Origin of the sequence: Martelella alba, from assembly GCF_005217455.1 — a bacterium.
Taxonomy (GTDB): Bacteria; Pseudomonadota; Gammaproteobacteria; order Enterobacterales; family Enterobacteriaceae; genus Acerihabitans.
Map to the genome: position 1 here is coordinate 111,080 of NZ_SZPQ01000003.1, position 25,811 is coordinate 136,890.

General features: G+C 56.5%; 29 protein-coding genes. 11 read left to right on the forward strand and 18 right to left on the reverse strand.

Annotated elements, in window-relative coordinates; translation table 11 throughout:
• Window positions 1-30 precede the first annotated feature (30 nt).
• The 6 genes from opgB to FCN80_RS04705 all read right to left on the reverse strand — a co-directional run bounded on the left by opgB (window position 31) and on the right by FCN80_RS04705 (window position 7,253).
• Window positions 31-1,914 (reverse strand): phosphatidylglycerol--membrane-oligosaccharide glycerophosphotransferase, encoded by a 1,884-nt coding sequence (gene opgB / locus FCN80_RS04680; protein ID WP_136988741.1) that lies wholly within the window; start codon window positions 1,912-1,914, stop codon window positions 31-33.
• 449 nt (window positions 1,915-2,363) lie between these two features.
• A complete protein-coding gene (locus FCN80_RS04685; protein WP_136988742.1) occupies window positions 2,364-3,440 on the reverse strand; it encodes an acetamidase/formamidase family protein in 1,077 nt (358 codons plus the stop codon).
• Complete coding sequence (locus FCN80_RS04690; protein WP_136988743.1) at window positions 3,431-3,853, reverse strand: RidA family protein; 423 nt, start codon at window positions 3,851-3,853, stop codon at window positions 3,431-3,433. The genes FCN80_RS04685 and FCN80_RS04690 overlap by 10 nt, the downstream gene beginning before the upstream one ends.
• A gap of 18 nt (window positions 3,854-3,871) precedes the next feature.
• On the reverse strand, window positions 3,872-5,395 hold the full coding sequence (locus tag FCN80_RS04695) for an amino acid ABC transporter permease/ATP-binding protein (RefSeq protein WP_136988744.1): 1,524 nt from the start codon (window positions 5,393-5,395) through the stop codon (window positions 3,872-3,874).
• Window positions 5,396-5,497: 102 nt separating this feature from the next.
• Window positions 5,498-6,370, reverse strand: a complete 873-nt coding sequence (locus tag FCN80_RS04700; protein ID WP_136988745.1) for an ABC transporter substrate-binding protein — start codon at window positions 6,368-6,370, stop codon at window positions 5,498-5,500.
• A gap of 247 nt (window positions 6,371-6,617) precedes the next feature.
• On the reverse strand, window positions 6,618-7,253 hold the full coding sequence (locus FCN80_RS04705; protein WP_136988746.1) for a GntR family transcriptional regulator: 636 nt from the start codon (window positions 7,251-7,253) through the stop codon (window positions 6,618-6,620).
• A gap of 640 nt (window positions 7,254-7,893) precedes the next feature.
• On the opposite strand from FCN80_RS04705, the gene FCN80_RS04710 reads away from it, so the two are divergent.
• Both FCN80_RS04710 and FCN80_RS04715 read left to right on the forward strand, forming a co-directional pair.
• Entirely contained in the window at window positions 7,894-8,157 is a 264-nt protein-coding gene (locus FCN80_RS04710; RefSeq protein WP_136988747.1) for a helix-turn-helix transcriptional regulator, read from the forward strand.
• A gap of 96 nt (window positions 8,158-8,253) precedes the next feature.
• Window positions 8,254-8,697, forward strand: coding sequence for a nuclear transport factor 2 family protein (locus FCN80_RS04715; protein WP_136988748.1), 444 nt, complete (start codon window positions 8,254-8,256; stop codon window positions 8,695-8,697).
• Here the strand turns inward: FCN80_RS04715 and FCN80_RS04720 are convergent.
• The 10 genes from FCN80_RS04720 to phnF are packed head-to-tail and all read right to left on the reverse strand — an operon-like array spanning window position 8,678 to window position 16,262.
• Window positions 8,678-9,280, reverse strand: coding sequence for a DapH/DapD/GlmU-related protein (locus tag FCN80_RS04720; protein WP_136988749.1), 603 nt, complete (start codon window positions 9,278-9,280; stop codon window positions 8,678-8,680). The two genes, FCN80_RS04715 and FCN80_RS04720, sit on opposite strands and share 20 nt — an antisense overlap.
• A gap of 1 nt (window position 9,281) precedes the next feature.
• The gene (gene phnN, locus FCN80_RS04725; RefSeq protein ID WP_136988750.1) at window positions 9,282-9,854 is read right to left on the reverse strand and encodes a ribose 1,5-bisphosphokinase; all 573 of its coding nucleotides are present in this window, start codon (window positions 9,852-9,854) and stop codon (window positions 9,282-9,284) included.
• Complete coding sequence (gene phnM / locus FCN80_RS04730) at window positions 9,854-10,990, reverse strand: alpha-D-ribose 1-methylphosphonate 5-triphosphate diphosphatase (RefSeq protein ID WP_136988751.1); 1,137 nt, start codon at window positions 10,988-10,990, stop codon at window positions 9,854-9,856. Before phnM ends, phnN begins: the two co-directional genes overlap by 1 nt.
• Window positions 10,987-11,712, reverse strand: a complete 726-nt coding sequence (gene phnL, locus FCN80_RS04735; protein ID WP_306767839.1) for a phosphonate C-P lyase system protein PhnL — start codon at window positions 11,710-11,712, stop codon at window positions 10,987-10,989. Before phnL ends, phnM begins: the two co-directional genes overlap by 4 nt.
• Before the next feature lie 21 nt (window positions 11,713-11,733).
• Complete coding sequence (gene phnK / locus FCN80_RS04740; protein ID WP_136988753.1) at window positions 11,734-12,522, reverse strand: phosphonate C-P lyase system protein PhnK; 789 nt, start codon at window positions 12,520-12,522, stop codon at window positions 11,734-11,736.
• On the reverse strand, window positions 12,522-13,388 hold the full coding sequence (locus FCN80_RS04745; RefSeq protein ID WP_136988754.1) for an alpha-D-ribose 1-methylphosphonate 5-phosphate C-P-lyase PhnJ: 867 nt from the start codon (window positions 13,386-13,388) through the stop codon (window positions 12,522-12,524). Before FCN80_RS04745 ends, phnK begins: the two co-directional genes overlap by 1 nt.
• Window positions 13,385-14,506 (reverse strand): carbon-phosphorus lyase complex subunit, encoded by a 1,122-nt coding sequence (locus FCN80_RS04750; protein ID WP_136988755.1) that lies wholly within the window; start codon window positions 14,504-14,506, stop codon window positions 13,385-13,387. Before FCN80_RS04750 ends, FCN80_RS04745 begins: the two co-directional genes overlap by 4 nt.
• On the reverse strand, window positions 14,506-15,087 hold the full coding sequence (gene phnH, locus FCN80_RS04755) for a phosphonate C-P lyase system protein PhnH (RefSeq protein ID WP_136988756.1): 582 nt from the start codon (window positions 15,085-15,087) through the stop codon (window positions 14,506-14,508). The genes FCN80_RS04750 and phnH overlap by 1 nt, the downstream gene beginning before the upstream one ends.
• The gene (gene phnG / locus FCN80_RS04760) at window positions 15,087-15,533 is read right to left on the reverse strand and encodes a phosphonate C-P lyase system protein PhnG (protein ID WP_136988757.1); all 447 of its coding nucleotides are present in this window, start codon (window positions 15,531-15,533) and stop codon (window positions 15,087-15,089) included. Before phnG ends, phnH begins: the two co-directional genes overlap by 1 nt.
• Window positions 15,534-16,262 carry a phosphonate metabolism transcriptional regulator PhnF gene (phnF, locus tag FCN80_RS04765; RefSeq protein ID WP_230492481.1) on the reverse strand — a complete coding sequence of 243 codons (729 nt, stop codon included), beginning with the start codon at window positions 16,260-16,262 and terminating at the stop codon, window positions 15,534-15,536.
• Between the two features lie 437 nt (window positions 16,263-16,699).
• Here phnF and phnC point away from each other — a divergent pair, with 437 nt between their 5' ends.
• The 4 genes from phnC to phnE (FCN80_RS04785) are packed head-to-tail and all read left to right on the forward strand — an operon-like array spanning window position 16,700 to window position 20,349.
• A complete protein-coding gene (gene phnC, locus FCN80_RS04770) occupies window positions 16,700-17,533 on the forward strand; it encodes a phosphonate ABC transporter ATP-binding protein (protein WP_136988758.1) in 834 nt (277 codons plus the stop codon).
• Window positions 17,534-17,585: 52 nt separating this feature from the next.
• Window positions 17,586-18,518: a phosphonate ABC transporter substrate-binding protein gene (gene phnD / locus FCN80_RS04775; RefSeq protein ID WP_136988759.1), complete on the forward strand. Its 933-nt coding sequence runs from the start codon at window positions 17,586-17,588 to the stop codon at window positions 18,516-18,518.
• Window positions 18,519-18,577: 59 nt separating this feature from the next.
• Window positions 18,578-19,447, forward strand: a complete 870-nt coding sequence (gene phnE / locus FCN80_RS04780) for a phosphonate ABC transporter, permease protein PhnE (protein WP_230492482.1) — start codon at window positions 18,578-18,580, stop codon at window positions 19,445-19,447.
• Window positions 19,444-20,349 (forward strand): phosphonate ABC transporter, permease protein PhnE, encoded by a 906-nt coding sequence (gene phnE / locus FCN80_RS04785; RefSeq protein WP_136988760.1) that lies wholly within the window; start codon window positions 19,444-19,446, stop codon window positions 20,347-20,349. Before phnE (FCN80_RS04780) ends, phnE (FCN80_RS04785) begins: the two co-directional genes overlap by 4 nt.
• A gap of 90 nt (window positions 20,350-20,439) precedes the next feature.
• On the opposite strand, the gene FCN80_RS04790 is transcribed toward phnE (FCN80_RS04785), so the two are convergent.
• Window positions 20,440-21,120, reverse strand: a complete 681-nt coding sequence (locus tag FCN80_RS04790) for a transglycosylase SLT domain-containing protein (RefSeq protein WP_170975318.1) — start codon at window positions 21,118-21,120, stop codon at window positions 20,440-20,442.
• Between the two features lie 473 nt (window positions 21,121-21,593).
• On the opposite strand from FCN80_RS04790, the gene FCN80_RS04795 reads away from it, so the two are divergent.
• Entirely contained in the window at window positions 21,594-22,022 is a 429-nt protein-coding gene (locus tag FCN80_RS04795) for a TraR/DksA family transcriptional regulator (RefSeq protein ID WP_136988762.1), read from the forward strand.
• A gap of 52 nt (window positions 22,023-22,074) precedes the next feature.
• On the opposite strand, the gene FCN80_RS04800 is transcribed toward FCN80_RS04795, so the two are convergent.
• On the reverse strand, window positions 22,075-22,911 hold the full coding sequence (locus tag FCN80_RS04800; protein WP_136988763.1) for a serine hydrolase: 837 nt from the start codon (window positions 22,909-22,911) through the stop codon (window positions 22,075-22,077).
• A gap of 265 nt (window positions 22,912-23,176) precedes the next feature.
• Here FCN80_RS04800 and FCN80_RS26385 point away from each other — a divergent pair, with 265 nt between their 5' ends.
• From FCN80_RS26385 to FCN80_RS04815, 4 genes are read left to right on the forward strand one after another with little or no spacing between them, the layout of a single operon-like run.
• The gene (locus FCN80_RS26385) at window positions 23,177-23,317 is read left to right on the forward strand and encodes a hypothetical protein (protein ID WP_170975313.1); all 141 of its coding nucleotides are present in this window, start codon (window positions 23,177-23,179) and stop codon (window positions 23,315-23,317) included.
• Window positions 23,296-24,027, forward strand: a complete 732-nt coding sequence (gene aztA / locus FCN80_RS04805) for a zinc ABC transporter ATP-binding protein AztA (protein ID WP_230492483.1) — start codon at window positions 23,296-23,298, stop codon at window positions 24,025-24,027. Before FCN80_RS26385 ends, aztA begins: the two co-directional genes overlap by 22 nt.
• Window positions 24,024-24,911: a metal ABC transporter permease gene (locus FCN80_RS04810; RefSeq protein ID WP_170975325.1), complete on the forward strand. Its 888-nt coding sequence runs from the start codon at window positions 24,024-24,026 to the stop codon at window positions 24,909-24,911. Before aztA ends, FCN80_RS04810 begins: the two co-directional genes overlap by 4 nt.
• Window positions 24,908-25,786, forward strand: a complete 879-nt coding sequence (locus FCN80_RS04815) for a metal ABC transporter substrate-binding protein (RefSeq protein ID WP_136988765.1) — start codon at window positions 24,908-24,910, stop codon at window positions 25,784-25,786. Before FCN80_RS04810 ends, FCN80_RS04815 begins: the two co-directional genes overlap by 4 nt.
• The last annotated feature ends 25 nt before the right edge of the window (window positions 25,787-25,811 follow it).

Consider the following 25,811-nt stretch of genomic DNA (forward strand, 5'->3'; position numbering starts at 1 on the left):
CTTGCCGCGAATAGGCGCCGCTGGTGGCCGCTAGGGCGTATTGCCGTTCATCGGGTCCAGTTTATTAATGGTTTCCTGATAAATGGCATCGGGATCATCGCCCTGCCGCGGATGTTTAAACGAGACCTTGCCACGGTAAACGTCGCCATCGATTTTGATGATATCGGGACGCGTGCTGAGCGTGCCGGTTGCCACACAGGTTTGACTGTTCTGGCTAAGCTGCTCGTCCCAGACATCGGCCATTTTCGTGCATTCGTCCACCCAGACAAATTTATCATTGGCGTTCAATTTGGCTAACTGTTGATTCAACGGCGTGGAAAGGTAGACATCGAACAGGGGTTCGATTTTATTTTTCTCGACCTTGAGTATCAAGGGCGTCTTGAAACTGACGCCGCTAAAGCGAATTGTTTGCGTATGGGTGTCGATTTTATATTTCTTGATTTTGGTGGGAAAATCCCATTGTTTGATGACCGCCGGTATCCATGAGTTGATTTTTTCATTAATATTCATGAAATAAGTGGCCAGCGACTCATTAGACAGGCTGCTGCGTCCCAAACCGATAAAATTATCGCCGCCCATAGCATCCAATACCGTCGCGCCGTTATCCAGGGTACTGCGCTTGGCGTTGATTTCCTGTTTCTTATTGCTATCGCCGCGGATCATAAAAAACAGATCTTTGCGATCATTTTGGGTCAGAATGGAATAGGCGGTGTTGTTCATGGCCAGGTGATCGGATGAAACCACTATAATGGTATTCTTAAAATACGGTGAACGCTGTATTTTCTCAATCAAATCGGCGATATGTTGCTGGCTGCAAGAGACGGCGCTCAGGGATTTGTTTTCCACGCCATTATAGTCATACACTTTGCGGTTACAACTGCGTGAAATATATCCATCGGGGTGATGCGTGTCCACGGTGAGGGCGAACAAGGCAAAACGTTTATTCTGGCTGGACAGCGCCATAAACTGATTATAAACAATATCCAGCAGGGTATCGTCATACCAGCCCCATTCATTTTTGTAAGCGGGATCATCCACCATGCCGAGCAATTCCTGGTAGCCGTAAACATGATCGAATCCGTGGGATTTCAGGAACAGGCCCTTGCCGGCAAAAGCCAGATCAGCACCCTGATAAAAATAGTTTTCATAACCGGAATTGCGCAGGATGTCCCCCAGGCAGACCGCGTGCGGATAAAACGTGGACAGTGAGCTCGAGGCATTGCCGTCAAAGGGGGCGAACAGCGGAATGCCGCATTGGGAGGCCACGATGCCGGCGATAGTGTAGCCGGTGCCGGGCAACTGCACGGTATTGTTGAAAGAGATGGCGTTGGCCTTGGCCGCGTCGAGATCCGCGGTCAAACCGGGAAAGACCCGCTGGTTGAAATACGTTTTCTCCAGGCTTTCCGCGTAAATATAAACCAGGTTGGGTCTTTGTCCCGACATGATTTTGGTCGGCGTTTTATAATAGGTATAGAAATCCGATTTGTCCTGACTCAGTTCCGATTTGACCAAGCCGGCTATCTCGCCGAAGGCCGGGGTGGTGGCGACGGACGCGCAAGCGAAAAACAGCGCCAGCAGACTGTAGCGTACATTATGATTTCTGCCGTGGCTTCTGAGCAAAATCCATGACATCAGCGCAAATACCGACAACGAAACGGCTAAAAAACCGACAAAAGGCAAAATGTATTTATTAACGCCGGCGCCGGTCAGGTTGCTGGTGATGGTATAAAGCACGGAATCATCGATGCCATCGCCGGTAAAATAATTACTGGCCGCCCGGATTAAATTAAGAACAATAAACAATGCCAATATAAACAGCGTCAGGATAAACCACAACTTTCTTCTGTCGGCCCGGAGCGCGTAAACGATGATGGATGTCACAAATAAAAGGAGTGAAAATATTTCCGATGACATCTAAACCCCTCCGCCAAATGTTGCCATAGCGCCAAATACGTCGAGTTGCATCGCGGCGGCAAGCGGGCGAGTCCCCGGAAGCATAGCGGCGAGGTGGCCGGGGAGGGTGAAAACCGTTTATCTCTTAGCGAAGACATGCTGTAGGCGGTACACGGGTATTCCCGACGCATGCGCCGCAAACTTGCCGCCGCGCGGTAACTCGAATTAATGGGAATATATATAACAAGCTATTCTCCCCTCGACCAGGGAAGTTTTTGCCCCGGCGGCCGGCGGCGGCGAACCGGTGAGGGAAAAACAGTGTTTCACCGTGATGACAATCACGTTATTGTTGTTTGAATTCCGATTAGCGCCCTGAATTCATTGGGAAAAAAACCACTGCCCCGGCATAGGGGGGACCGGGGCGGTGGTTTGTGCAGACGCAAAAATTTACACATTTTTTGCCGGTGCCGTTATGCCTCTCTCGCCTTTAACAGGTGCCGGTCAATCCTGGCGTGCACGCCCTGGCGCCCGTCCACCACCTGGGTAACGGCGAAGTCCACGCCGACGCTCATCAGCGAATAGGCTTCCTCGCGGGGCATGCCGAAATGATCGGTCAGTAACGTCAGCATATTCAGGCTGGCCTGGCGCATGGCCAGATCAAGATCCTCATGGAAGCCATGGGTGATAAAAACATCGGGCGTTTCCAGCAGCGGCGAGGGGAAGGTGAAATCCTGGCGCAGGCGGATTTGCATGATGACGTTCAATGACGCCTCTATGGCGGTTCCGCTGATTTCTCCGTCGCCCTGAGAAATATGCGGATCGCCGATGGAAAATAGCGCGCCGGGCACCTGTACCGGATAATACATGGTGGCGCCGGCGCCAATCCGCCAGTTGTCGATATTACCGCCATGCACGCCCGGGGGAACGGTACTGACCCGCCCCGGCGCGTCGGGGGCAACCCCCGCGGTGCCCAAATGAGGACGTATCGGTACGCTGATGCCGTTCACTATGGCTTCCCGGCAGCAATCGCCGGCATGGGTGACGGTGCCGGGGGTTTCATAGCGGCCGGGAAAATCGTAGGCGAATACCGGCGCGGCGGTCTGGCTGAAATCATCCACTTGATAAATGGTGACGCGCTCTTTCTCGCCCATTTCCTTGAACAGATGTCCCCAGCTCGCGGCCAGATTCGAACCGTAACGGAAACGGGGCCTCATTTGCAGGTAGCGTACTTCCAGCATATCCCCTGGCCGGGCGTCGCGCACGAAAATCGGCCCGGTCATGATATGCACCCCCGGCGTACGATCGGCGGGCGGAACGTCCTGGTAAATTTTATCGATTTCCGGGTCCATCATGAGTTCCGGCGCATCGCCGGCATGCTGGGTGACCGCTTCGGCACAGATGATATCGCCGGAATCGACGGTCAGCACGGCGGGCAGCGAGGCATCGAAATAGCCCCAATGTACCGTCTCCGGCGTGGCTTCCAGCATATGGGTGCGCGGTTGAAATGGCCGGCGCAGGCTTTCGTACTCGGGTTTGATTAACGACATGCGTGATCTCCTGCGGTTGAATTCGGAATTCCGACAATCAAATCGATTTCTACCCGCGCGCCAACCGCCAGTCCGGTGGCGCCCACACAGGTACGGCTGGGCAGCGGCCCCTTAAACCAGGTGGCGTATTCCTGGTTGAAGACGGCGTAATCGTCGAACGACGTGAGATAAACCCGCACCATCAGGGCATCGTCCAGGGTGCAATCGAAATGCCTGAGCACTGCGTCCAGATTAGCTTTGACCTGGCGGCTTTGGACCACCACATCACCGGCAGCCATGGCGCCGGTATCCGGTCGGGTCGGCATCTGACCGGTAACGAATAACAGATTTCCCCAGCGGGTGGCATGAGAGAACGGACCGACTTGCGGTGGTACGCCGGAGTCGGCGTCGAACTGATAAGACGTTTTTTGCATCGTGGGCTCCTGGGATGGCTACTGAGTCTGTGCCATAAGGGATAAAAAGCGCTGCGTGCGCGGGTGGCGCGGCTGGTTGATGACTTGCCGGGCGTCGCCTTCTTCCACCACGACGCCGCCATCCAGAAACACGCAGTAATCGGCCACTTGTTCGGCGAAACGGATCTGATGGGTGGAAATGACCATGGTCAATCCTTCCACTTGCGCCAATCCGCGGATAATTTCCAGTACTTCCCCTACCAGTTCGGGATCCAGCGCGGATGTGGGCTCATCCAGCAGCAGGATCCGCGGACGGGTGGCTAGCGTGCGGGCGATCGCCACCCGTTGCTGCTGTCCCCCCGACATCTGTCCCGGCAAGGCGGCGTAGCGGTTTTCCAGGCCAACCCGTTTGAGCAGGCCATAAGCGTGTTGGTAGGCCGTGCCGCGGGATTCGCCATAAATCCACATAAGCGGCATCGCCACGTTTTCGATGGCGTTGATATGTTGAAACAGGTTGAAATTCTGGAAAACCATACCGATTTTGTTTTTGACCCGTTGACGGGCCAAGGCTTTTTCCAGTAAGGCTTCGCCGGATGAAGCGCGGCCTATCACGTCGCCGCCGATGGCAATTTCTCCCGCATCGTACTGATCCAGGCCGTTGATGCACCGTAGCAACGTGCTTTTCCCCGAACCGCTTGGCCCCAATAGCGCGACAATCTGCCCCTTGCGAATGTGCAGATCCAAGCCGTTAAGCACTTTGTTGTCGCCATAGGATTTGTGCAGCCCGCGGATATCGATCAGCACGTCCCCTGACGCATCGCCGGCGACGATATCCGCATCGCTCAGGGATTTGAGCCGGGTTTTCGGCAGGGTGTTGAGGATGGCGTCGATTTTGCCGGTTGTGCGAACATTCTTTACCTCGAAATCCAGCACCCGTTCAAGCAGCAATTGCAACGCGGCGATGATCCCGGTTAACGCCAGGTACATGACCCCGGAGGCAAAGAAAATCGAGAAAAAATCAAACGTGGACGAGGCCAGTTGCGTGCTGCGCAACGTCAGTTCCTGCACGGAAATAAACGAAGCCAATGAGGAATTCTTTAAGGCGGAAACCGCCTCGCCGCCAAAAGCGGGCAACATGGTGCGGATGGCCTGCGGGATAATGATTTTGTGGGTTATGACCGAAGGCGCCATGCCCAGCGCCTGTCCGGCCATGATCTGCCCCCGGTTGACGGACAAAATGGCGGCGCGGATGATTTCGGAAATGAACGGCGCCTCGTTGAGCGATAAGGCAACGGCGCCGGCGGCGACCGCGCTTAATTTGAGGCCGGCATAGGGCAGCGCGTCGTAAACGAACACCAATTGCAAAATCAGCGGCGTGCCGCGGAAAATCACGGCATATCCCCGGGAAAAACCCGCCAGCAAAGTGAACCGGGACAATTGCATGGCGGCCAGTAAAATACCGATGAGCGTGCCCCCCACCAGCCCGTACAAAGTGATTTGCAACGTATACAGGATACCCTGCAAGAGATAGCCCAGTGTTAGATAATGAAGAAAATGTTCCATTGCGTGCCTTTGAACCCATGGAAAAGCGGGGCGCCGTACCCGGCATCCGCCCGGTAAAATGGGGCGTGAGGGTACCCCGCCGCGAGGACGGGGCATCCTGGCTTAATTCAGTACCAGTTTCGGTTTTTCCAGATTGCTTTCGCCAAGCGACCATTTTTTGAGTAATTGGGTTTCAATGCCTTGATTCTGAATCTCCACCAGGGCGTCAAACATGGCCGTGCGGAATTTTTCATTGCCCTTGGGTACGGCAATACCCACCGAGTAAGGCAGCGTCACCGCGACGGCTTTAGCCAGGGCGGTGGGATTGGCCTTAACGGCCTGTTCAACGGTATTGATGTCATTGATATAGGTATCGGCCCGGCCGTTCAATACCGCCTGGATACAACTGGCGTTGTTATCGTAAAGCTGAATGTCCGGAGCCGGCTTGCCCGCGGCCTTACAGGTTTTTTCCAAGGCTTGGATAAGCGGTACCTCGACAAAACCGGTATTTTCCGCCGCGGTGGCGCCGCATAAAGATAAGTTGATGCCGGTTATTTTTTTCGGATTGCCTTTAGCGACCAATACGCCATCGAACACTTTGGAATACGTTATGAAATCGGCGGCTTTGGCGCGTTCCGATGTGGCATAGATATCGGAAATGACGAAATTCGCCTGGCCACTTTGCAGCGTGGGTAATAACGCGGCGAATCCCACCGATTTATATTCCACTTTAAAGCCAAGGCATTCCCCCATTTGCTCGCCAAGATCAATATCAAAACCGACATAATGGCTAGGGTCGTTGGGATCCAGCGCTTCATAACCCGGTGTATGGGGGTTAATGGCATTGACCAATGTCTTCCCTTGTAATTCGGGATTACTGGCCCGCAATTGTTTACATACCGCCGAGTCGGCAATGCCGGCGGCGAATACCGTATTGGAAATCAGGCCTGCGGACAATACAAAGCCGCCCAAGGCGATAAGCTTGAGGAATTTCATGGCACTCTCCCATCGAGTTTGTGTTGATACCCGTCACGATTCGAATGATCTGTTTGCCGGCCGCGCCCGCTTACTCCGGACACCACGTGGGTCCTGTGTCGCAGGATAAACGAGAGACATCCCGTCCGTTAACGAAAGCCTGCCGATGGACAGGAGGAATTCGCCGCATGGGGGCCGTCTTTAGGCAACTCGAAATCGAGTGGGTACAATATTGTTGTCAAACGTTCATTGGTATTTCACTCTTCATTTATTGCTTGCAATAAAGCTCGGTCAAATCCGGAAGCGTGTTCATAATATGCTCGCGCATAATCTGTTCGCACTGCTCGGCGTTTTTGTGATTCACGGCATCAAGAATTTCCCGATGGCCGAGTAAAGCATGTTGCTGGAAAACCGTATCACTGATCCAGACTTGCATATAAGGTTCAACCAGGGTCAGCAAATTGGAAATTTGCTGTAGTAGCATGGGGCGCTCGCAGTGACGGTAAATATCCTCATGGAATTGCCGATGCAGCAAACTCCATTGCGACGTATCGCCGATATGCTGCTCCATCGCCATCAAACGCGTTTCAAGTCGGCCCGTATGTGCGCTATTCATCTTTTCCCGCGCCAGTCTGATGGCCAGCCCTTCCAGCACGGCCCGCATTTCAAAAATTTCTTTCATGGCGGCCAGATCGATTTGGCTGACCACCAACCGGCGATTGGGCAGCGATGAAACGAACCCCTCGGTGGTCAATTTACGTAGCGCCTGTCGTACCGGCATTCGGCTAACGCCATGCTCCGCGGCCAGCGTCTCGGGAATGAGCCGCATACCCGACGGATAAATTCCCTTGCGTATGGCATTCTTGATGTGTTGATACAGCAGTTCTTCGGTTGTTTCCGCCATGTTGTCTCAACCCGATAGATTCACTAAAACTGGATCCAGTTTTTATGACTATCACTTAAGCATAATTTATGCCATTTATTAGCTTATTGTTTATATTGGATTATATCCTCTTTCATTTCGTTGGATGATTATTATTGGTGCAGATCATTGACAATGTGGTGCAGGGTGGCCGGCGTATGCTTCCGTTTATGTCCGGCGGCGGCAGACAGGGGGTAATGTGGCCTGCCCGGAGCCGCGCCGGTGAACGTATCGCCAAGCAAATTCGCGGCCGACAGGTTAGCCAGTCGCAACGACGCTGATGAAAACCGGCTTGATGGCGCCGGTGGGTGACTGTCTCACGGACGGACAATTAAGCGATGGTAATGAGAAGCGGCGATGGCAAAGGCGGGAGGCCTGGAAAAACCCGGCGATGCATGATGAAATAAACAGATTTGCGGCGGAAAGCGCCCGAGGGCCACAATGGTCGATAATGCGGGCAAAGGGAGTGTGCCCGCCGCTTCCCGCCGGAAAGCGGGTCGGCAAACGCCGACCCAATCCCTGGAGTTAGTGCTATACTTATTATATGTTTAGTTAAACTAAACAAAAAGGATGTTAAGTGATGCTAAACAGATAAACAAGTAAACAATGTTAATGTTTTTAAATGATCGCAAAACGTCTGAAAGAAGCCCGGAAACGGGCCAGATTGACCCAGGAAAAGCTGGCCGTATTGGCGGGAATCGACGAAGCCACCGCCCGATCCCGTATCAGCCAGTATGAGAACGGGATATACCGGCCCACGTTTGAAACCTGTTGCGCGCTCGCGAAGGTGTTGGATGTGCCGGAATGCTATTTCTATACCGTGGATGACGTTTTCGCCTCGGCGCTGCTTAACTTGTACGAGGTGCGGTTTTCTCCCCCGAAATGAATCGCCGCGGTTTTCTTGGTAAGGGTAAATTCCGGGAACGCCTGGTGTTGGCGGCAGAAGTAAGAGTGCCTTCTTTTTTGAGATTGATATACTGATATCGGCCCCGACGTAAGGAGCAATGGTGCGGTCACGGGTTGGCCTCGTGTGGTTCAGGGTCGGGCGAGCCTCATGCAGCAGTTCAGAGGCTATGTCGACAACATCAAGATCAAATCCGCGGACAATTTGCTTGTCAGCGGGGCGGATAACGGCCGCGTCGTCGCCATTGAATACGATATCCACGGGACGATTCTTGCGACCGGCGCAACATACGAAAACCGGTTCTGCTCGATTATTGCGCTCGCAAACAGGAAAATCACGCACTGGAGAGACTATATGGACTCTCACGCTGCCTGGAATGCATTGACCAACAGCAACCAGACGGTCATGGGGCGTCTTAATGAATCCGCCAGGTCCGTCGTTTCCCGCGCGCATCCGCCGCGGCGAGGCGGCGGGAAGCCATCCAAGGTACCGGGTGTTCGGCTCAGAGATAACGCGCGGTAAAACGATCGATATCGCGGAAATCCGCCAACCGCTGGCATAGGGTATCATGATCCCAGTACCACCACTGGCTTCGCTCGATCCGCGCTATCAACGCATCTGAAAAACGCTGGCCGATGGGTTTGGCCGCCACGCCCGCCACGATGGTATAAGGATCGATATCGCGGGTCACCACCGAGGCGCTGCCGACCACCGCGCCGTTGCCGATGGTGACGCCGGGCATGATGACGGCATTATGGCCGATCCAGACATCGTGTCCGATCGTTACAGGGTGTTCGCGGCGCCAATGAAAAATGGCCTCATCATTCTCGCCCATGCCGTAGTCGGCGCTGCGGTAAGTGAAATGGTGCTGGGCGATACGCTGGTAGGTGGGATGGTTGCCGGGGTTGATGCGCACATAACTGGCGATGGACACGAATCTGCCGATGGTGGCGTAACAGATTTGATTGTGGCCGGCGGTATAAGAGTAATCGCCGATTTCCACTTCTTCCAGAATGGCATCGTCGGCCAGATGGACGTAATTCCCCAGCCGGGTCTGGTTAAGAATGACATTGTTGCCGATTTTGGGTTGTGCGTAATCCGTCATGCTAACGGCTCCTGTGGTGGTGTGTGACGGCGTCCGCCGTGGGTAGCAACGCCTGGAAGGCCGCCAAGGTATCGGCGAGCCGCCCGTTATTGTCCAGCCAAACGACCTGGGCGGGCATATCCCGCTGGTACCGCTCGGCCCGCGCCAGACGTTCGACGATCTCCCGGTCGGTTTCGCGGCCGCGCTGGGTGAGCCGTTGGCGCAGGCTGGCCGGTGAGACCCGCAGGCACACCGGTAACAGGCGATCGCCGTAACGTTGTAACGCCTGGCCCAGGTATTCGCGCGATCCATTGACGATCACGTGCCTGTCGCGCAGCAGCCAGAGATCGATTTCAATCCCCAGCCCATAATAATGCTGGTGGGCTTGCCAGTGCAGCGCGAATAACCCGGCGGCGCGACGTTGCAGAAATTCGTCTTTGCTTAAGGCGATATGATTTTCGCTGCCATCGCCGGCCGGTCGGGTGATATAGCGGTGCGATACCAGCAGCGTCGGCACGGGGTTGGCGCGCAGGGAGGCCAGCAGGCTGTCTTTACCGGATCCCGACGGGCCCATCAAATAAATAAGCCGGGTCATCAAAACACCTGCCGCCCTTGCCGCCAGACATTTCTGACATAAACATGGCCGTCATGGTGACCGGCCAGCACCAGATCCGCCCGCTGGCCCTCCGCCAGCCGGCCCCGGTCGGACAATCCCAGCGCCCGTGCCGGATTGGCGGTGATCATCGCCACCGATTGGGGCAGGGTGAAAGGGTTGTTTTCGTCTTGCGCAATGCGAAACGCGGCATCCATCAGGCTGGCCGGATAATAATCGGAAGAAAGGATATCCAGTATGCCGAGCTCCGCCAGCCGATGCGCCGCCACATTCCCGGAATGGGAGCCGCCGCGCACAATGTTCGGCGCGCCCATCAACACCCGCAGGCCATGGCGGCGGGAGGCGACGGCCGCGGTTTCGGTGGTGGGAAATTCGGCAATGACGCTGCCCAGCGCGGCGGATTCCGCCACATGATCTTCCGTGGCGTCGTCATGGCTGGCCAGGGCCAGATTACGCTGGCGGCATTGGGCGGCGATGGCCGCGCGGTTCGGCACCGACCAGCGTTCGGCCAGCCCGCGTTGCTGCTCCTCATACTCAATCATTTGCTGATGGGTTAAATGATATTTCCCCTGGTGATATTCACGGTATTTTTCATACGAGACGAACTGGCGCTGGCCTGGGGAATGATCCATTAGCGAGACCAGCGAAACGCCGGGCCGATCCATGAGTTGTTCGAAAAGCGGCACGGTGCTGGCATTGGGCAACTCACAGCGCAGATGCAGCCGGTGCTCGGCCCGGTTGCGTCCGCTCTGCTGACTGGTAATAACCGCATCGATCATTTTTTGCAGATTTTCCAAGCGATGGCCCCCATCGCGCACATCGCCGACGGCGACCGCATCCAGTACGGTCGTGATCCCATTGGCCACCATCAGCGCGTCATGGCTGCTCATGGCCGAATGCGCGGGCCAATCCACATTGGGCCGCGGCATGAAAAACTTATCCAGATTGTCGGTGTGCAATTCGATAAGTCCGGGCAACAGCCAGCCGCCGTCGCCGTCCAGCGCCTGGGGCAGGCCGCTGTTGCCTTGCGCTATCCGGCAGATGACGCCGTCCTTTATCTCCAGCGACCCGGCGACCACGTCGTCCGCCAGAATCATTTTCACATTATCGATAATCATTGGCAGGCCTCCGCAGCCCGGTGAGGCGGCATAACATAAAGACGATCGGCCACCCGTTCGCGCACGCTGTCATCATGGAAGATACCCACGATGGCGGCGCCGCGGTCTTTGGCCCGTTCAATCAGGCCGACGACCGCAGCACTGTTGCGGCTGTCCAAGGAGGCGGTGGGTTCGTCAAGCAACAAGATCGGATAATCAACGATAAATCCCCGCGCGATATTAACCCGTTGTTGTTCTCCGCCGGAAAAAGTGGAGGGCGCCAGCGGCCATAACCGGCGCGGCACGTGCAATCGATCGAGCAGCGCCTCGGCGCGCGCTCGGCATTCCTGGCGGTCGACGCCCAATTCCAGCAAGGGTTGCATAACGATTTGCAGGGCCCCGACGCGGGGAATGACCCGTAAGAATTGACTGACCCAACCAAGGGTATGGCGGCGGACCGCCATGATTTGTCGGGCATGGGCCGGCACCATATCCAGCCATTGGTTATCGTGCCACAGCCAGATATGGCCGCTGTCGGGCAGATAATTCGCATACAGAGACCGCAAGAGAGTGGATTTGCCGCTGCCGGAATGACCGTGCAGCACCAGACATTCGCCGGCCTCGACCCTAAGGTTTGCGTTTTGCAGCACCGGCAGTCGCGCCCCGTCCTGGTTGTGCAGTACGAAGGTTTTACACAGGTCTTCCACCTTCAATCGCGTCGTATTTTGCAGCTTTTGCATCATAAGTCTCGCCAAGCGACTCCGTCAGGATAAAATGGATGAAACCAGCAGTTGGGTATAAGGGTGACGCGGATCGTCCAATACTCGGTCGGTCAGCCCGCTTTCCACCACCTCGCCTTGTTGCATCACCAGCAACCGGTGCGCCAATAGCCGCGCTACCCCGAGATCATGGGTCACTATCACGACCGCCAGTTGCATGTCTATCACCAGTCCGCGCAGCAGGTCGAGCAACCGCGCCTGAACCGAAACATCCAGCCCGCCGGTGGGCTCATCCATAAAAATGAGTTTCGGGCGGGTCACCAGGTTGCGGGCGATTTGCAGGCGTTGCTGCATACCGCCGGAAAAGGTGGTGGGCAGATCGTCAAGACGGGACAAGGGAATTTCCACGTCGTTCAGCCAGCGGCCGGCCTCCTTGCGGATGTGGCCGTAATGGCGCTCGCCGGTGGCCATCAGGCGTTCGCCGATATTGCCGCCGGCGGAAACCCTGGGGCGCAGGCCGTCAAGGGGATGTTGGTGAACTACGCCCCACTCGGTGCGCAGCAGGCGGCGGCGTTCGCTCTCCGCTATCTGGTAAAGATCATGTTCTTCGCCAGGGCGCGGACGGTAGACAATCCGGCCTTGCTGGGGGGGCAGCCGCGCGGAAATGGCCTTGAGCAGCGTGGTCTTGCCGGAACCGGACTCGCCGACGATCCCCACGACTTCCCCTGGGTAGATATCAAACGAAACGTGATGGAAGCCTTTGCCCGGCGTGTAGAAATACGTTAATTCGTTCACCGACAATAGCGGCGTTGACGATAGCGCGGCGAGAGTCATCAGCGTTTCGCCTCCTGCGTGGCATGTGATTGTTCCAGCCGTTGCCGGCAATAATCGGTATCCGAACAGATGAACATCCGGTTGCCCTGGTCGTCGAGCACCACCTCATCAAGGTAGCTGTCCCGCGAGCCGCAAAGGGCGCAGGGCTGCTCCCAGCGCTGGACGGCGAAAGGGTAATCATCGAAATCCAAACTTTCCACACGGGTAAAGGGCGGCAGGGCATAAATGCGCTTTTCCCGGCCGGCGCCGAACACTTGCAATGCCGGCATCATATTCATCTTGGGGTTGTCGAATTTCGGAATCGGCGACGGGTCCATGACATAACGGCCGTTGACCCGGACCGGATAGGCATAAGTCGTGGCGATATGACCGTAGCGGGCGATATCCTCATAGAGTTTCACCTGCATCACGCCATATTCTTCCAGGGCATGCATCTTGCGGGTCTCCGTTTCGCGCGGCTCAATAAAGCGCAGCGGCTCGGGAATCGGTACCTGGTAGACCAGGATCTGATCTTCCACAAGCGGTGTTTCCGGGATGCGGTGGCGGGTCTGGATTAATGTGGCCTCGCGGGTGCGTTCGGTGGTGGCCGCCCCGGCCACCCGTTGGAAAAACCGGCGGATCGAGACCGCGTTGGTCGTGTCGTCCGCGCCCTGATCGATGACTTTTAGCACGTCATCGCAACCGATAAGGCTGGCGGTCAGTTGGATACCGCCAGTGCCCCAGCCGTAGGGCATCGGCATTTCCCTGCCGCCAAACGGCACCTGATAGCCGGGAATGGCCACGGCTTTCAGGATGGCGCGGCGAATCATGCGCTTGGTTTGCTCGTCCAGGTAGCCTGGATTGTAGCCGGTGAGTATCTCGGTCATTTTCCCTGATCCCTAGTGGCGCGCGCGTCGGCGGCCTCGGTTTGCGCGTCTTGCCGCTGGGCGTATTCCCGGCGCAGACGGTGAAGTAACTCCAGCTCGGCCTGGAAATCGACATAGTGGGGTAATTTCAAATGGGAGACGAAGCCCGACGCCTCGACGTTATCCGCATGGGAGAGCACGAACTCCTCGTCCTGGGCCGGTCCGGCCACGGGTTCGTCGTAATCGCCGGCCTGCAAGGCGCGATCCACCAGGGCCATCGCCATGGCCTTGCGTTCGGCGCGGCCAAAAACCAGGCCGTAGCCGCGGGTGAAATGTGGCGGCTCGTCGCCACAGGCAACGAAACCATTGACCATTTCGCATTCGGTTAGCAGGATCTCGCCCACATCAATAGTGAAACCCAGCTCTTCCGGCGTCCATTGCACGGTGACGTAGCCGGTGCGGATTTCCCCGGCGAAGGGATGGTTGCGGCCATAGCCGCGCTGCGAGGAATAGCCCAGGGCCAGTAGGAAGCCTTCGTCCCCCCGCGCCAGCTGCTGCAGCCGGGACGCGCGGGAGCAGGGGTAAACCGGCGGCTGGCGGGTGATATCATCCGGATCGCCGCCGTCGTCTTCTTCCGCCGGCGCGAGTTGCTCACGGCCGAGCAGGCTGAACACATGGGCGCAGGATTCCGGCAAGGGTTCTTCGGCGCGAGGCGCCGGCGGCGCCTCGCCTTCGGCCAGCAGGGCGAAATTGAGTAGCCGGTGGGTATAATCGTAGGTGGGACCGAGCACCTGGCCGCCGGGCAGATCTTTATAGACCGCCGATATCCGGCGCTCCAGCCGCATCCGCTCCGTGTTCAGCGGTTCGCCGACGCCCAGGCGCGGCAGGGTGGTTCGATAAGCCCGTAGTAAAAATATCGCCTCGACCAGATCCCCGCCGGCTTGTTTAATGGCCAGCGAAGCCAACTGTCTATCGTATATTCCCCCCTCGGTCATGACCCGATCGACCGCCAATCCCAATTGCTGGTCGATTTGCCCGCAATCCAGGGCCGGCAGGCCGTTGTCCCCGCGTCGTAAATGTTCTTGCAACTGGTGGGCGGCGTCGATGGCCTTTTCGCCCCCTTTCACTGCGACATACATCAGCACACCTCCACATGGATGGTTCTCGGCACGGCCATTAACCGGTCTTCGCACAGCAGTATAAAATCCAGCCCCGCTGGGAAAGGGTGCGGCCGGCGCAGCAGGTATCGCAAAACCGCCGGCGGCAGCGCCGGCGCGATAATCCGCTCATCCCGAATACCCGGTCCGCGCAGCCTGAGCGGCGTGCCTTCCGCCAGGCTGTCGATTTGCACCAGGACGGTAACGCCGTTTTCCGGCGAAAGCGCGTCGCCGCACGGCAACGTCGCAAGGATCGCGTCATCCATTTGGCCATCGAACAACGCCAGGACCGCCTGTTGCGGCTGTTCGGCGAGCGGGGCGCCGGTATGGAAGCGCACGCTGGCGGCGACGCTGTCCCTTGACAGCGCGGGGGCGATATAGACGGCCGTTTCACCATCGGCCAGCGTCAGCAATAGGGCGCTGGCCGCCGGTCCGATAGACTCCCAGCGGGGACCGTCCGGTAGGGCGACGACGTATCCCGGCTCACTCAGCGCTTTGAGGATTCGGCGAAAGGAATGCTGCGCCGCATCCACAGGTCGGCTAAAACCGTTTAACAAGGCCATTAATTATCCCCTCTGACCAGCGTAAAGAAATCCACCCGGCTGGCGGCGATGGCCCGTCCACGCTCCTCTTGTCGTTCCCGGCGCCGGGCCGCCAACGGCTCAATGATCCGATGCTCTAGCCGTTGCCGATGTTCGGGGGTTTGCAGCAGCGCGTCGAGCAGGGCGCAAAGCTCGGCGTGGTCCTTGTCGCGTCCGGCCGTATAGCCGTAGCCGTAGGTGCCGTTTTCCAGCCGGATCACCGCCCGGGTTACCGTCATGTCGCCCAGTACGAAACGACGGCCGGTCGCGCCCATGCGGCCTTGCAACTGGGTAAGGCCGATTTCCGGCGCCCGGACGCGCTCATAGTGGGGGAGAAGCCGCAACGCCTGCCAATGGGCGCGCAACACCTCCGCGGGGCTGGATGATAAAACCGACATCCAGTGTTGTCTGGCATTCGACGTTTGCATTCAATGCTCCATGGTCAGTTCAATCATGTCGGCGCGCGTCAGGGTCACGGAGTATTCCGCCGGCGCGTCGCTATCCGCGCGGGTATTGAGCGTGCGCACGCATAACAAGGGTATCTGGTTGGCCGCTTCAAGCAGCCGGCTTTCTCTGGCGTGGGCGCTGCGGGCGCTGATACGCGTTTGGCGGCGGACAAGGCGCTGATTCAATTCCTGACGAATAAAATTGTGCAGCGAACCTGAGCGAAATTGCCGCAGGGCCGGCCACCAGTCCAGGTCCGGGAGATAATGGTCGATGACGCTAAGCGGAACGGCATTTACCCGGCGCAGGGTGCGCAAGTGGATGACGTCCCGGCCTTCCTCGCGGCACAGCGCCGCGGCGATGGACGCGCTGGCCGGCCGTTTGACCGCCAACAGCAACTCACTGGTGGGATGGCTGCCTTGCTCCATCAAATTCTGGCTGAAGTGGGCACGGGCATGCAGCGGGTAATCAAATGGCCGCATCAGCACCAGGATACCGATGCCATGCCGCCGTTGCAGCCAGCCGCGCTCCACCAGTTGATCCACCGCTCTGCGCAAGGTATGGCGATTGACCTCGAAACGTTCGGCCAACCGTTGTTCGGACGGCAGGTAATCGCCGGTACGGTAATAGGCCCGCAATTCCTCCTCCAGCAAGGCGGCGATTTGCTGGTAACGGGTGGGGTAACTGGTCGGATGTCTAGATAAGTCCATCATAATGAAAAACTCCGCTGACCGGATAGATCGGATGCCGACAGGGCATGGCTGACGCTGTTTTACTGTCCGACATAATGAGTGCCTTATGGAAAACACGACCTGAGCTCGTCATACATTATTACAGGGGGTATATTGCGACGATTTAGGAAAAGGATCGTATCGGCTGAAAATGACAATAACGTTAATGACAGATGACTGAACAATGAACTATTTTTTATCGAAAGCTAAAACCCGGGAGATATTCCGCCGGAATATCCCTTTATTTGGAATAACCTTATCAACTATCACGCCGCTTTTTTGCCGACGGTGTTCATTCACCCCCGCCACCCTTGATAAATAGAGCATAGGGACGTCATCGGCGGGTCATGTTTTTATCATCAAATTGTCATATTTTCATCCCTTAATACCAGCATATCGCTGACCTATGGAGAAAAGACATGGCACAGCCACTTCTCAAACTTGCCGAGACGCGAAATACCGGACCGCAAACGGAGCGGCAAAAGCAAGTATTGGCGGTAAAAGGGTTGCAAAAACACTATAATAGCCGTCAGCAAGTATTATCAGATATCAATTTCAATCTTCACGCCGGCGAATTCGTCGCGGTTATCGGCCGCTCCGGCGCGGGTAAATCCACCCTGCTGCATATTTTAAACGGCACCCTACCGACTTCCGCCGGCCAATTGCTGCATTTTCGCGATGAAGGGGCGGTACAGGATATTGCCCGCCTGACGCCCCGGCAAATGCGGCGATGGCGGGCGCAATGCGGCATGATCTTCCAGGACTTTTGCCTGGTGCCCCGCCTTGATGTACTGACCAATGTGTTGCTGGGCCGTTTGAGTCAGACTTCCACGATTAAATCATTCTTCAAAATATTCACCGATCAGGATCGCGCCAGGGCCATCGAGTTACTGGAATGGCTAAATATTTTACCCCATGCCCTGCAACGGGCGGAAAATCTCTCCGGCGGACAAATGCAGCGGGTAGCCATTTGTCGGGCATTGATGCAAAATCCGAAGATTCTGTTGGCTGATGAGCCTGTTGCTTCGCTGGATCCGAAAAATACCCGGCGCATCATGGATGCATTGCGGCATGTCGCCGAAAGGGATATCGCGGTGGTGGTCAACTTGCATTCCGTCGAATTGGTGAAAGAATATTGCTCCCGCGTTATTGGTATTGCCCAAGGGAAAATCATATTCGATAATCATCCGTCGCTATTGAATGAGCAAATTCTTCATCAGCTCTACGGCGAAGAAAAAGACCAGATTCATTAATATTATTGGGAACATCCCTTAAACTTTTTTTATAAACCTAAAAGTTCATTAAATGAAAAAAGCATTAACTCTGGCTGCTTTGCTGCTCGGTACCACAATACAATTCAACGTGTCGGCGGCGGATGCGCCGAAAGAACTGAATCTGGGAATATTGGGTGGGCAGAATGCCACACAGCAAATTGGCGACAACCAATGTGTAAAGGATTTTCTTGATAAGCGCTTGCACGTGGACACAAAATTACGAAATTCCTCCGATTATTCCGGCGTTATCCAGGGGTTATTGGGGGATAAAGTGGACCTGGTGATAAGTATGTCGCCGTCTTCTTTTGCGTCGGTTTACCTGGCTAAACCCAATGCCGTCGATTTGGTCGGTATTGCCGTGGATGATAAAGATCACTCCCGCGGCTATCACTCCGTGATCATCGTTAAAGCCGACAGTCCCTATAAAAAGCTTGAGGATTTGAAAGGCAAATCCTTCGGGGTCGCCGACCCGGACTCCACTTCCGGCTTCCTGATTCCCAATTTTGCGTTTCATAAGAAGTTTGGCGGCAACATCGACAACAAATACAATAACTTTTTTTCCAGCGTGACCTTTTCCGGCGGCCATGAGCAAGACATCCTGGGCGTGTTGAACGGGCAGTTCGACGGCGCGGTAACCTGGACTTCCATGGTGGGCGACTACAATACCGGTTATACCAGCGGCGCCTTCGGTCGGCTGATTCGCATGGATCATCCTGATTTGATGAAACAGATTCGCATTATCTGGGTGTCGCCGTTGATTCCCAATGGCCCGATCCTGATCCGTCATTCCCTGCCGGCCGCGTTCAAAGCCAAACTGGTGGATGCCATCAAAGCGCTGGATAAAGATGATCACGCCTGCTTTGTCAAAGCGGTCGGCGGCACGCAGCATATCGAATCCACCTCGCTCAGCGAATATCAAAACATCATTGATCTGAAACGCGCCCTGACCCAGGGTAATCGTTAAGTCTACGGCTTTCTCTCCTTCCGGCCCGGTATTATCGGGCCGGTCACTTTTGGTGAAGCATGTTGAATACCGATTTCGATCATTATTACCAGCGGATACGGCGCCGCCAGAAACGCGATACCGTTCTCTGGTCGCTCGTGCTGGCGCTGCTGTACATTGGCGCCGGCAATATCGCCGAATTCAATCTGCGCACGGTGTGGGACGCCGCCCCGCACTTTTTCGATTATCTGGGCCAGACCTTGCCGATACTCCATTGGCGGCAACTGTTCGATAACCGCCACACCGCCGGTTCTCTGGCTTATTGGGGCTATCGGCTGCCCATTCAGCTTTCCCTTATCTGGGATACCCTTCACCTGGCGCTGGCCTCAACCATTCTGTCGGTGGCCGCCGCCGCCGTATTGTCGTTCCTGGCGGCCGGCAATACCTATACTCCGCCCTATTTGCGCTTCGTGATTCGCATGCTGACGGCGTTTTTGCGCACCATGCCCGAGCTGGCTTGGGCGGTGATGTTTGTCATGGCGTTCGGCATCGGCGCATTCCCCGGTTTCCTGACGCTGGCCCTGCACACCATCGGCAGCCTGACCAAGTTATTTTATGAGGCGGTGGAAAGCGCCTCGGAAAAACCGGTGCGCGGGTTGGCCGCTTGCGGCGCGGGTCCTGTGGCTTGTATTCGCTTTGGTTTGTGGCCTCAGGTCAAACCGGTTTTTCTGTCATACAGCTTTATGCGCCTGGAAGTGAATTTCCGATTATCCACCATTCTGGGTTTGGTGGGCGCCGGCGGTATCGGCCAGGAATTGATGGTAAACATTAAGCTTGATCATTACGATCAGGTCAGTATGACGCTGCTGCTGATTGTGTCGGTGGTGTCGCTGCTGGATTACCTGTCCGGTAAATTACGTAAATGGGTAGTGGAAGGAGAGCGGGGATGATAACGGCAATACCCACGCCGCAATCGGTACACGAACTCAAGCGGCAACATCGGCATATTTTTTCCCGGCAAAAAACCGACCTCTTGAAACTGGCGCTGATCGCGCTGGCCGTGTTGCTGTATTACGGGTATTTCTTTTCGCGCTACGGTGTCTCCTGGCCGCACCTGGCGGCGGGTTGCCGCCAGCTCGGCCATTATTTTCTGCGGATGTTCGTCTGGCATGATTTCGCCAACTGGCCCTTCCGTTACTACCTGAATCAGGTGTTTATCACGCTGGCCATTGTATGGGTCGGTACCTTGAGCGCCTCGCTGGTGGCGTTGCCGGTCTCGTTCCTGGCCGCCCGCAATGTGATGGCCGCCGCGCCATTGCAACCGGCCGCGCTGGTGGTGCGGCGCCTGCTGGATATTTTTCGCGGCGTCGACATGGCCATTTGGGGTATGGTGTTCGTGCGGGCGATGGGCATGGGACCGCTGGCCGGCGTACTGGCGATTTTCATGCAAGATCTGGGCTTGCTGGGCAAGCTGTATGCGGAAGGGCACGAGGCCGTGGAAAAATCCCCCAGCCGCGGTTTAACGTCCCTCGGCGCCAATAGCTTGCAAAAGCACCGTTTTGGCATATTCACCCAATCTTTTCCAATATTCCTGGCGCTTACCCTGTATCAAATCGAATCCAATACCCGCTCTGCGGCGGTGCTGGGGTTTGTCGGGGCCGGCGGCGTGGGGTTGGTGTATGCGGAAAACATGCGCCTGTGGAATTGGGACGTGGTGATGTTCATTACCCTTATCCTGGTGGCCGTGGTTATGGTAATGGATAAAGTCTCTTCCGTTCTGCGGAAAAAATACATTATCGGCGAGGAGGTTCCTCTTTACCGCAAATCTGAAAAGCCGTGCTCGGTAAAGTGAGCCGGCTCTCTGCGCCGGACATGGATTGACGCCGCGAGCCACTTGCCGTGCCGCCCGGCGCCGAGGCAACGTTACCCGACCGCGTGTTCCCTAGCGCTGGGTGGATGCGATAAGCCCATTGTCGGCCGATGACGCCACCGAATTTTCGCCGCCGACCATCGCCAGATAAGCGGTATTCACCTTCCAGAGATAACGCGGCGCTTGCGGCGCCGGGTGCCGGGTTTGCACATGCCGATAGAATTGCGCCGGGGTCAGGGTGTTTATCATGGCGATGGCGCGGTCCCGATCCCGGGAGAACGAACGCAGCAACGCGCCGGCGCCATTGACATAGGCGACCGTCAGAGCATAACGCAGGGTTTGCGGGTTTTTGATGCCGGACAACTGGCGTTTGAGGATACCGAGATAGGCGGTACCCAAATCAATGTTGGTGGCCGGGTCTTTCAGTTCAAACGTGCTCGGTTGACCGTACCGACCCTTAAGCCGATAGGCGTCGCGGCCGGCGGTGGCCGCCTTCAGTTGCATCAGGCCGATGGCATTGGACCGGCTGACCGCATCGGGATTGTAGCCTGATTCCACCTTGATAATGGCTTTGACCAGGTTTTCGTCTATACCGTAAATACTGGCGGACGTATGAATATAATCGCCATATCGGCCTTTTGGCGCCGGAGCGGGCGGCACTTGCGGCGGCGCGCTGGTTACCAGGCTAATCGTTCGCTCGGGGGGCTGCCTGGCGCAACCTGCCAAAATCAGCGCAGCCATGAAAAGTAGCATTTTATGCTTCACGGGTGGTCTCTCGCGACGGGAATGTTCGCCAGCATAACCAACATTTGCCGCTTGCAGAATATTTTTTTCGATTTCTAGGATTATTCCTCAAAAAAGTCAGACTCCTGTCACAGTTTATTTATTCAACACATCCTATGGGCGGTCGGACAACGTTTGTTTTCGACCCACGCTTCGCACGATAGGTTCATCCCCCGGTGGCAAAAATAATTGTTATGTTATAGTGTACCAGCTCGCGGCGGGAGCGGAGCCGCATCGACCCGCCAAAGCCCCGACGCTTTGGCGCCGCCGCCGGTCCGCGCCCGGCCCTTGAAAATCGGCATCGCCGCCCCCATATGGTAAAGAAAGGCGGATACCAAAGGCCGGAGGTCGGTTGCCGTAGGGGGAGTAAGGATTGCCGGTCACTGCGGCCGTGCCGGGAAAGCCGGGCGGTCGGAAAATGAAGTGATTAAGGACGGAGAATCATGACAAAAATCATCCATGATGAAGAAGCCCTGCTGGCGATGAGCGAACAGGACTATATGAATGCGGCCCAGCTTGATTTCTTCCAGCGGCGGCTGATTGCCGAGCGCCAGGACCTGGTTGAACACCTGGAGTCCCTGAAGTCCGAAATCACCAAAAGCGACGACGCTATCGGGGACGAGGTGGATAAAGCCATGCGTGAAGAGGAACTGCGCTTCCTGTTCCGGCAAATCGACCGGGCAAGTCGTTTGCTGCCGAAATACGACGCCGCGTTAAACCGCATCAAAAACGGCAACTATGGCTATTGTATCGAAACTGACGAGCCCATCGGCCTAAAGCGGTTGCTTTTGCGGCCTATCGCCGAAAGAAGCATCGACGCCAAAGTCACCCAGGAAATGCGCGAGCCGCTGTACCGCAAAGTGGCGGATTGATCATCAAGGCCGGGGGAGGCCGCCATCGGGACCGCCCCCGCGCGGCGCCTGTTCAGGCCAGATGCGTCAGCCAGTTCTTGATATGAATGGCGTCGGTATAGTGGGTATAGCTGCCGTTACCGCCCAGGATCACGATGTCATAGGTATGGCGGCCGCTGGTGGTCCGGATGAGCAGGCAATGACCGGCTTCGTCGGTAAAGCCGGTTTTCTGCAATTCAATATGCCAGGTGGGGTTATTAATCAGGCCATCGGAGCTGCGATAGACCAGCTGCCCCTCGCCGGGAAAGACTGTATAGGTTTTGTCGGTGGAAAATTGCCTGATAAGCGGGAAGCGATAGGCATAATTGAACATCTGCAATAAATCCACGGCGGAAGAAATATTGCGGGGCGTTAGGCCGGTGGGGTCGTTAAAGTGCGTATGATGCATGCCCAGCTGTCGCGCCTTGAGGTTCATCCGTTTGACAAAGGCGGGCCGTCCGCCGGGATAGGCCCGGCTCAATGCCGAAGCGGCCCGGTTTTCCGAAGACATCAGAGCAATATGCAGCATATCACGGCGGCTCAAGACCGAACCCACCGTCAGCCGGGAATGTGTTCTTTTCAGTAAATCGCGATCATCCGACCGTACCTCGATTTTCTGATCAAGCCGAGGTTTGTTTTCCATTACCACAATGGCTGTCATCAGTTTGCTCAGCGAGGCGATGGGATAGGCCTGGCGGGCGTTTTTCGCCAATAGCACCCTACCGGTATTTTCATCAACAACCAGTGCGGCGCGGGATTGCACCGTCGGCGGCGCGAGCGGCGCGGCCACGGAAGAAAAAGTACTGGCGAGACCCGACAATAGCAGGGATAGCGCGCAACATCCCCGGCAAACAGAGTTAATCCTTAACATGGAGATTCGAGACCTGACGTATACGAAAAATAAATGTCATATCGAAGACGGCCATTGGCGCGCATCGATCAATTCCGGCCCTGGTTCGGCCCGGGGAGAGATTACAATCAGTGGGCAAACTTGTACACTAACACGCTAACTCATAAAACCATTTAAAATGTAACGTTACGTTAGCGCTGATGACCAAACCGGCGTGAAAGGCTTGGCAAATTCGAGGTGGGATGTTATGTTATATTGTATCATTAACAACGCATCCCTTCAAATAATGAAACCGACCTCTTTTCCCCGCTTTCCGCGGGAATGTCCACACTTACTCACGGCCTCCGGCGGTATGCGGTTGCTGGGCGCCGGCATGGTCCTGCTGGCGCTGTGGGGCGTAATACATTGGGCCTCGCTGCTGCCATGATTACCCTTGATAATCTCGTCATGGGCTACCGCGGCCTGCGCGTGGGTCTCCCGGTCAGCGGCACTTTCCAAAGCGGTAGTCTGACCGCCATTATCGGCGCCAATGGCACAGGGAAATCCACCCTGCTTAAGACCATCGCCGGCTTGCTGCCGCCGGTGGCCGGCCGGGTCCTGTTCGCCGACGGACGGCGCCCCCGGATAGCCTATTTGCCGCAACAAGCGGAAATGGACCGGCAGTTTCCGGTTAATGTCATCGAAGTGGTCGCTATGGGCTGCTGGCCGCGCACCGGGCTATTGCGCCGTATCGGGCCGCGGGATCAACGCCGCGTTCTGCGGGCTTTGGAGCGCGTGGGACTAAGCAGTCTGGCGAACCGCTCCATTGAAGCGCTGTCCGGCGGCCAGTTTCAGCGCATGCTTTTTGCCCGTCTGCTGGTGCAGGAGGCGCCGCTGGTGCTGCTGGACGAACCTTTCACCGGGATTGATATCCAGACCTGCGATTTACTGCTGGCGGTGATTGAACAACTGCATCGCGACGGCCGCACCGTTTTGGTGGTATTGCACGATCATCAGCAAGTGGCGCGGCATTTTCCGGAAACGCTGCTTTTATCGCCGGAATGCCCCGTATGGGGCAATTCCGCCGATGTTCTGTCCCGTTGGCGGGGCCGGACGGAATCCCGTTTCCACTCCACTGCTTATATCCGGGCCGTCTGATGATAATGCATTTTTTTCTCGACCCTTTCCAAAACTTCGGCTTTATGCGTCGGGCGCTGGCGGCCTGTTGCGCCTTGTCGCTCAGTACCGCGCCGCTGGGGGTATTTTTGCTGCTGCGCCGCATGAGCCTGGTGGGAGACGCCTTGTCCCATGCCATTCTCCCCGGCGTGGCGATAGGCTACCTGATCTCCGGCATGTCGCTCCTGGCGATGGGGGTGGGCGGATTCATCGCCGGTCTTCTGGTCGCGCTGCTTTCCGGCTGGGTAAGCACATTGACGCCGTTAAAAGAGGACGCCACCTTCGCCGGTTTTTACCTGGGTTCCCTGGCGCTCGGCGTCACGCTGGTGTCGTTGCGGGGCTCCAGCGTCGATTTGCTGCACCTGCTGTTCGGTTCGATTCTGGCGGTGGATATCGCGGCCATTCGCTTTGTCGGCCTTATCGCCACCTTTACTTTTCTTTGTCTGGCGCTACTGTATCGCGCCTTGGTCATCGAGGCGTTCGATACGGCCTTTTTGCGGGTGAACGCCCGCGGTTACCCCAAGCTCATCCATGGCGCCTTTCTCGGCTTGCTGGTGTTGAACCTGGTGGCGGGTTTCCAGATCCTCGGCACCCTGATGTCGGTGGGTCTGATGATGCTGCCCGCCGTGGCGGCGCGTTGTTGGTCGGCCCACCTGCCCGCGACGCTGCTTATCGCCGCGGTCATCGGATTGCTCAGTTCCTGGATTGGCCTGATGTGGTCGTTTTACGCATCGCTGCCGGCGGGACCGGCCATTGTGCTGTCGGCCAGCGTGATCTTTTTTCTATCGATAGTGTTGGGCCCGCGCGGCGGATGCGCGCAGATGCTGCGGCGGCGGAAAGTGGCAATCAACGAGGAGAGCGAATGAAACGTTTAGCGTTATCACTGGCGATAGGCATTGCCCTGGCCAGTCCCGCGGCCATGGCCGAAACGGTCAATGCGGTGGCCAGTTTTACCGTGCTGGCGGATATCGTCAGGGAAGTGGGCGGCGAGCATGTCAACGTCACCAGCCTGGTGGGACCCAATGGCGACCCGCACAGCTTCGAGCCGGCGCCCAAAGACAGCCAGGCGCTGAATCGGGCCGATGTGGTATTCGTCAGCGGCCTGGGATTGGAAGGCTGGATGAATCGCCTGATCAGCGCCTCGGGCTATAAGGGTAAGCCGGTGGTGGCCTCGGATGGCGTGGCGACGTTGCATATGGAAGAAGACGGGAAAACCATTACCGATCCCCATGCCTGGAATAGCGCGAAGAATGGCGCCATTTACGCCCGTAACGTGATGAACGCCTTGATTGCCGTTGATCCCGCTGATGCCGATTATTTCCGCAAGCAAGGCGGCGCGTATATCCAGCAATTGGAAAAGCTTGACAAATGGGCCAAAGCGCAATTTGCCGCCATCCCGCAAGACAAGCGTAAGGTCATCACCAGTCATGATGCCTTCGGTTATTTCGGGGCGGAATATGGCGTGGAATTCATGGCGCCGGTGGGCTATTCCACGGAATCGGAAGCCAGTGCCAGCGATGTGTCCGGCCTGATTAAGCAAATTAAAAAAGAACACATCAAAACGTATTTTATGGAAAACCAAACCGATCCCAGGCTGGTCAAACAGATTGCCGCCGCCAGCGGCGCGAAACCGGGCGGGGAGTTATACCCGGAAGCGTTATCCACGGCCGAGGGTCCGGCGTCCACGTATATTTCGGCATTCAAGCATAATGTACAAACCATTGTCGATAGCATGAAATAACGCCTGCGTTTATACGCTAATCCCT

Coding starts and splice junctions, on each gene's coding strand:
- phnE (WP_136988760.1), top strand. CDS start 19,444: ATGATAACGGCAATACCCACGCCGCAATCGGTACACGAACTCAAGCGG.
- FCN80_RS04800 (WP_136988763.1), bottom strand. CDS start 22,911: ATGTTAAGGATTAACTCTGTTTGCCGGGGATGTTGCGCGCTATCCCTG.
- FCN80_RS04750 (WP_136988755.1), bottom strand. CDS start 14,506: ATGTATGTCGCAGTGAAAGGGGGCGAAAAGGCCATCGACGCCGCCCAC.
- FCN80_RS04795 (WP_136988762.1), top strand. CDS start 21,594: ATGACAAAAATCATCCATGATGAAGAAGCCCTGCTGGCGATGAGCGAA.
- phnM (WP_136988751.1), bottom strand. CDS start 10,990: ATGATTATCGATAATGTGAAAATGATTCTGGCGGACGACGTGGTCGCC.
- FCN80_RS04685 (WP_136988742.1), bottom strand. CDS start 3,440: ATGTCGTTAATCAAACCCGAGTACGAAAGCCTGCGCCGGCCATTTCAA.
- phnH (WP_136988756.1), bottom strand. CDS start 15,087: ATGGCCTTGTTAAACGGTTTTAGCCGACCTGTGGATGCGGCGCAGCAT.
- phnK (WP_136988753.1), bottom strand. CDS start 12,522: ATGACTCTCGCCGCGCTATCGTCAACGCCGCTATTGTCGGTGAACGAA.
- FCN80_RS04705 (WP_136988746.1), bottom strand. CDS start 7,253: ATGGCGGAAACAACCGAAGAACTGCTGTATCAACACATCAAGAATGCC.
- FCN80_RS04790 (WP_170975318.1), bottom strand. CDS start 21,120: ATGCTACTTTTCATGGCTGCGCTGATTTTGGCAGGTTGCGCCAGGCAG.
- phnF (WP_230492481.1), bottom strand. CDS start 16,262: ATGATGGACTTATCTAGACATCCGACCAGTTACCCCACCCGTTACCAG.
- opgB (WP_136988741.1), bottom strand. CDS start 1,914: ATGTCATCGGAAATATTTTCACTCCTTTTATTTGTGACATCCATCATC.
- FCN80_RS04695 (WP_136988744.1), bottom strand. CDS start 5,395: ATGGAACATTTTCTTCATTATCTAACACTGGGCTATCTCTTGCAGGGT.
- phnN (WP_136988750.1), bottom strand. CDS start 9,854: ATGACCCGGCTTATTTATTTGATGGGCCCGTCGGGATCCGGTAAAGAC.
- FCN80_RS26385 (WP_170975313.1), top strand. CDS start 23,177: ATGAAACCGACCTCTTTTCCCCGCTTTCCGCGGGAATGTCCACACTTA.
- FCN80_RS04745 (WP_136988754.1), bottom strand. CDS start 13,388: ATGACCGAGATACTCACCGGCTACAATCCAGGCTACCTGGACGAGCAA.
- phnG (WP_136988757.1), bottom strand. CDS start 15,533: ATGCAAACGTCGAATGCCAGACAACACTGGATGTCGGTTTTATCATCC.
- phnD (WP_136988759.1), top strand. CDS start 17,586: ATGAAAAAAGCATTAACTCTGGCTGCTTTGCTGCTCGGTACCACAATA.
- FCN80_RS04815 (WP_136988765.1), top strand. CDS start 24,908: ATGAAACGTTTAGCGTTATCACTGGCGATAGGCATTGCCCTGGCCAGT.
- FCN80_RS04690 (WP_136988743.1), bottom strand. CDS start 3,853: ATGCAAAAAACGTCTTATCAGTTCGACGCCGACTCCGGCGTACCACCG.
- FCN80_RS04700 (WP_136988745.1), bottom strand. CDS start 6,370: ATGAAATTCCTCAAGCTTATCGCCTTGGGCGGCTTTGTATTGTCCGCA.
- phnL (WP_306767839.1), bottom strand. CDS start 11,712: ATGATGCAAAAGCTGCAAAATACGACGCGATTGAAGGTGGAAGACCTG.
- FCN80_RS04720 (WP_136988749.1), bottom strand. CDS start 9,280: ATGACGGATTACGCACAACCCAAAATCGGCAACAATGTCATTCTTAAC.
- phnE (WP_230492482.1), top strand. CDS start 18,578: ATGTTGAATACCGATTTCGATCATTATTACCAGCGGATACGGCGCCGC.
- phnC (WP_136988758.1), top strand. CDS start 16,700: ATGGCACAGCCACTTCTCAAACTTGCCGAGACGCGAAATACCGGACCG.
- FCN80_RS04710 (WP_136988747.1), top strand. CDS start 7,894: ATGATCGCAAAACGTCTGAAAGAAGCCCGGAAACGGGCCAGATTGACC.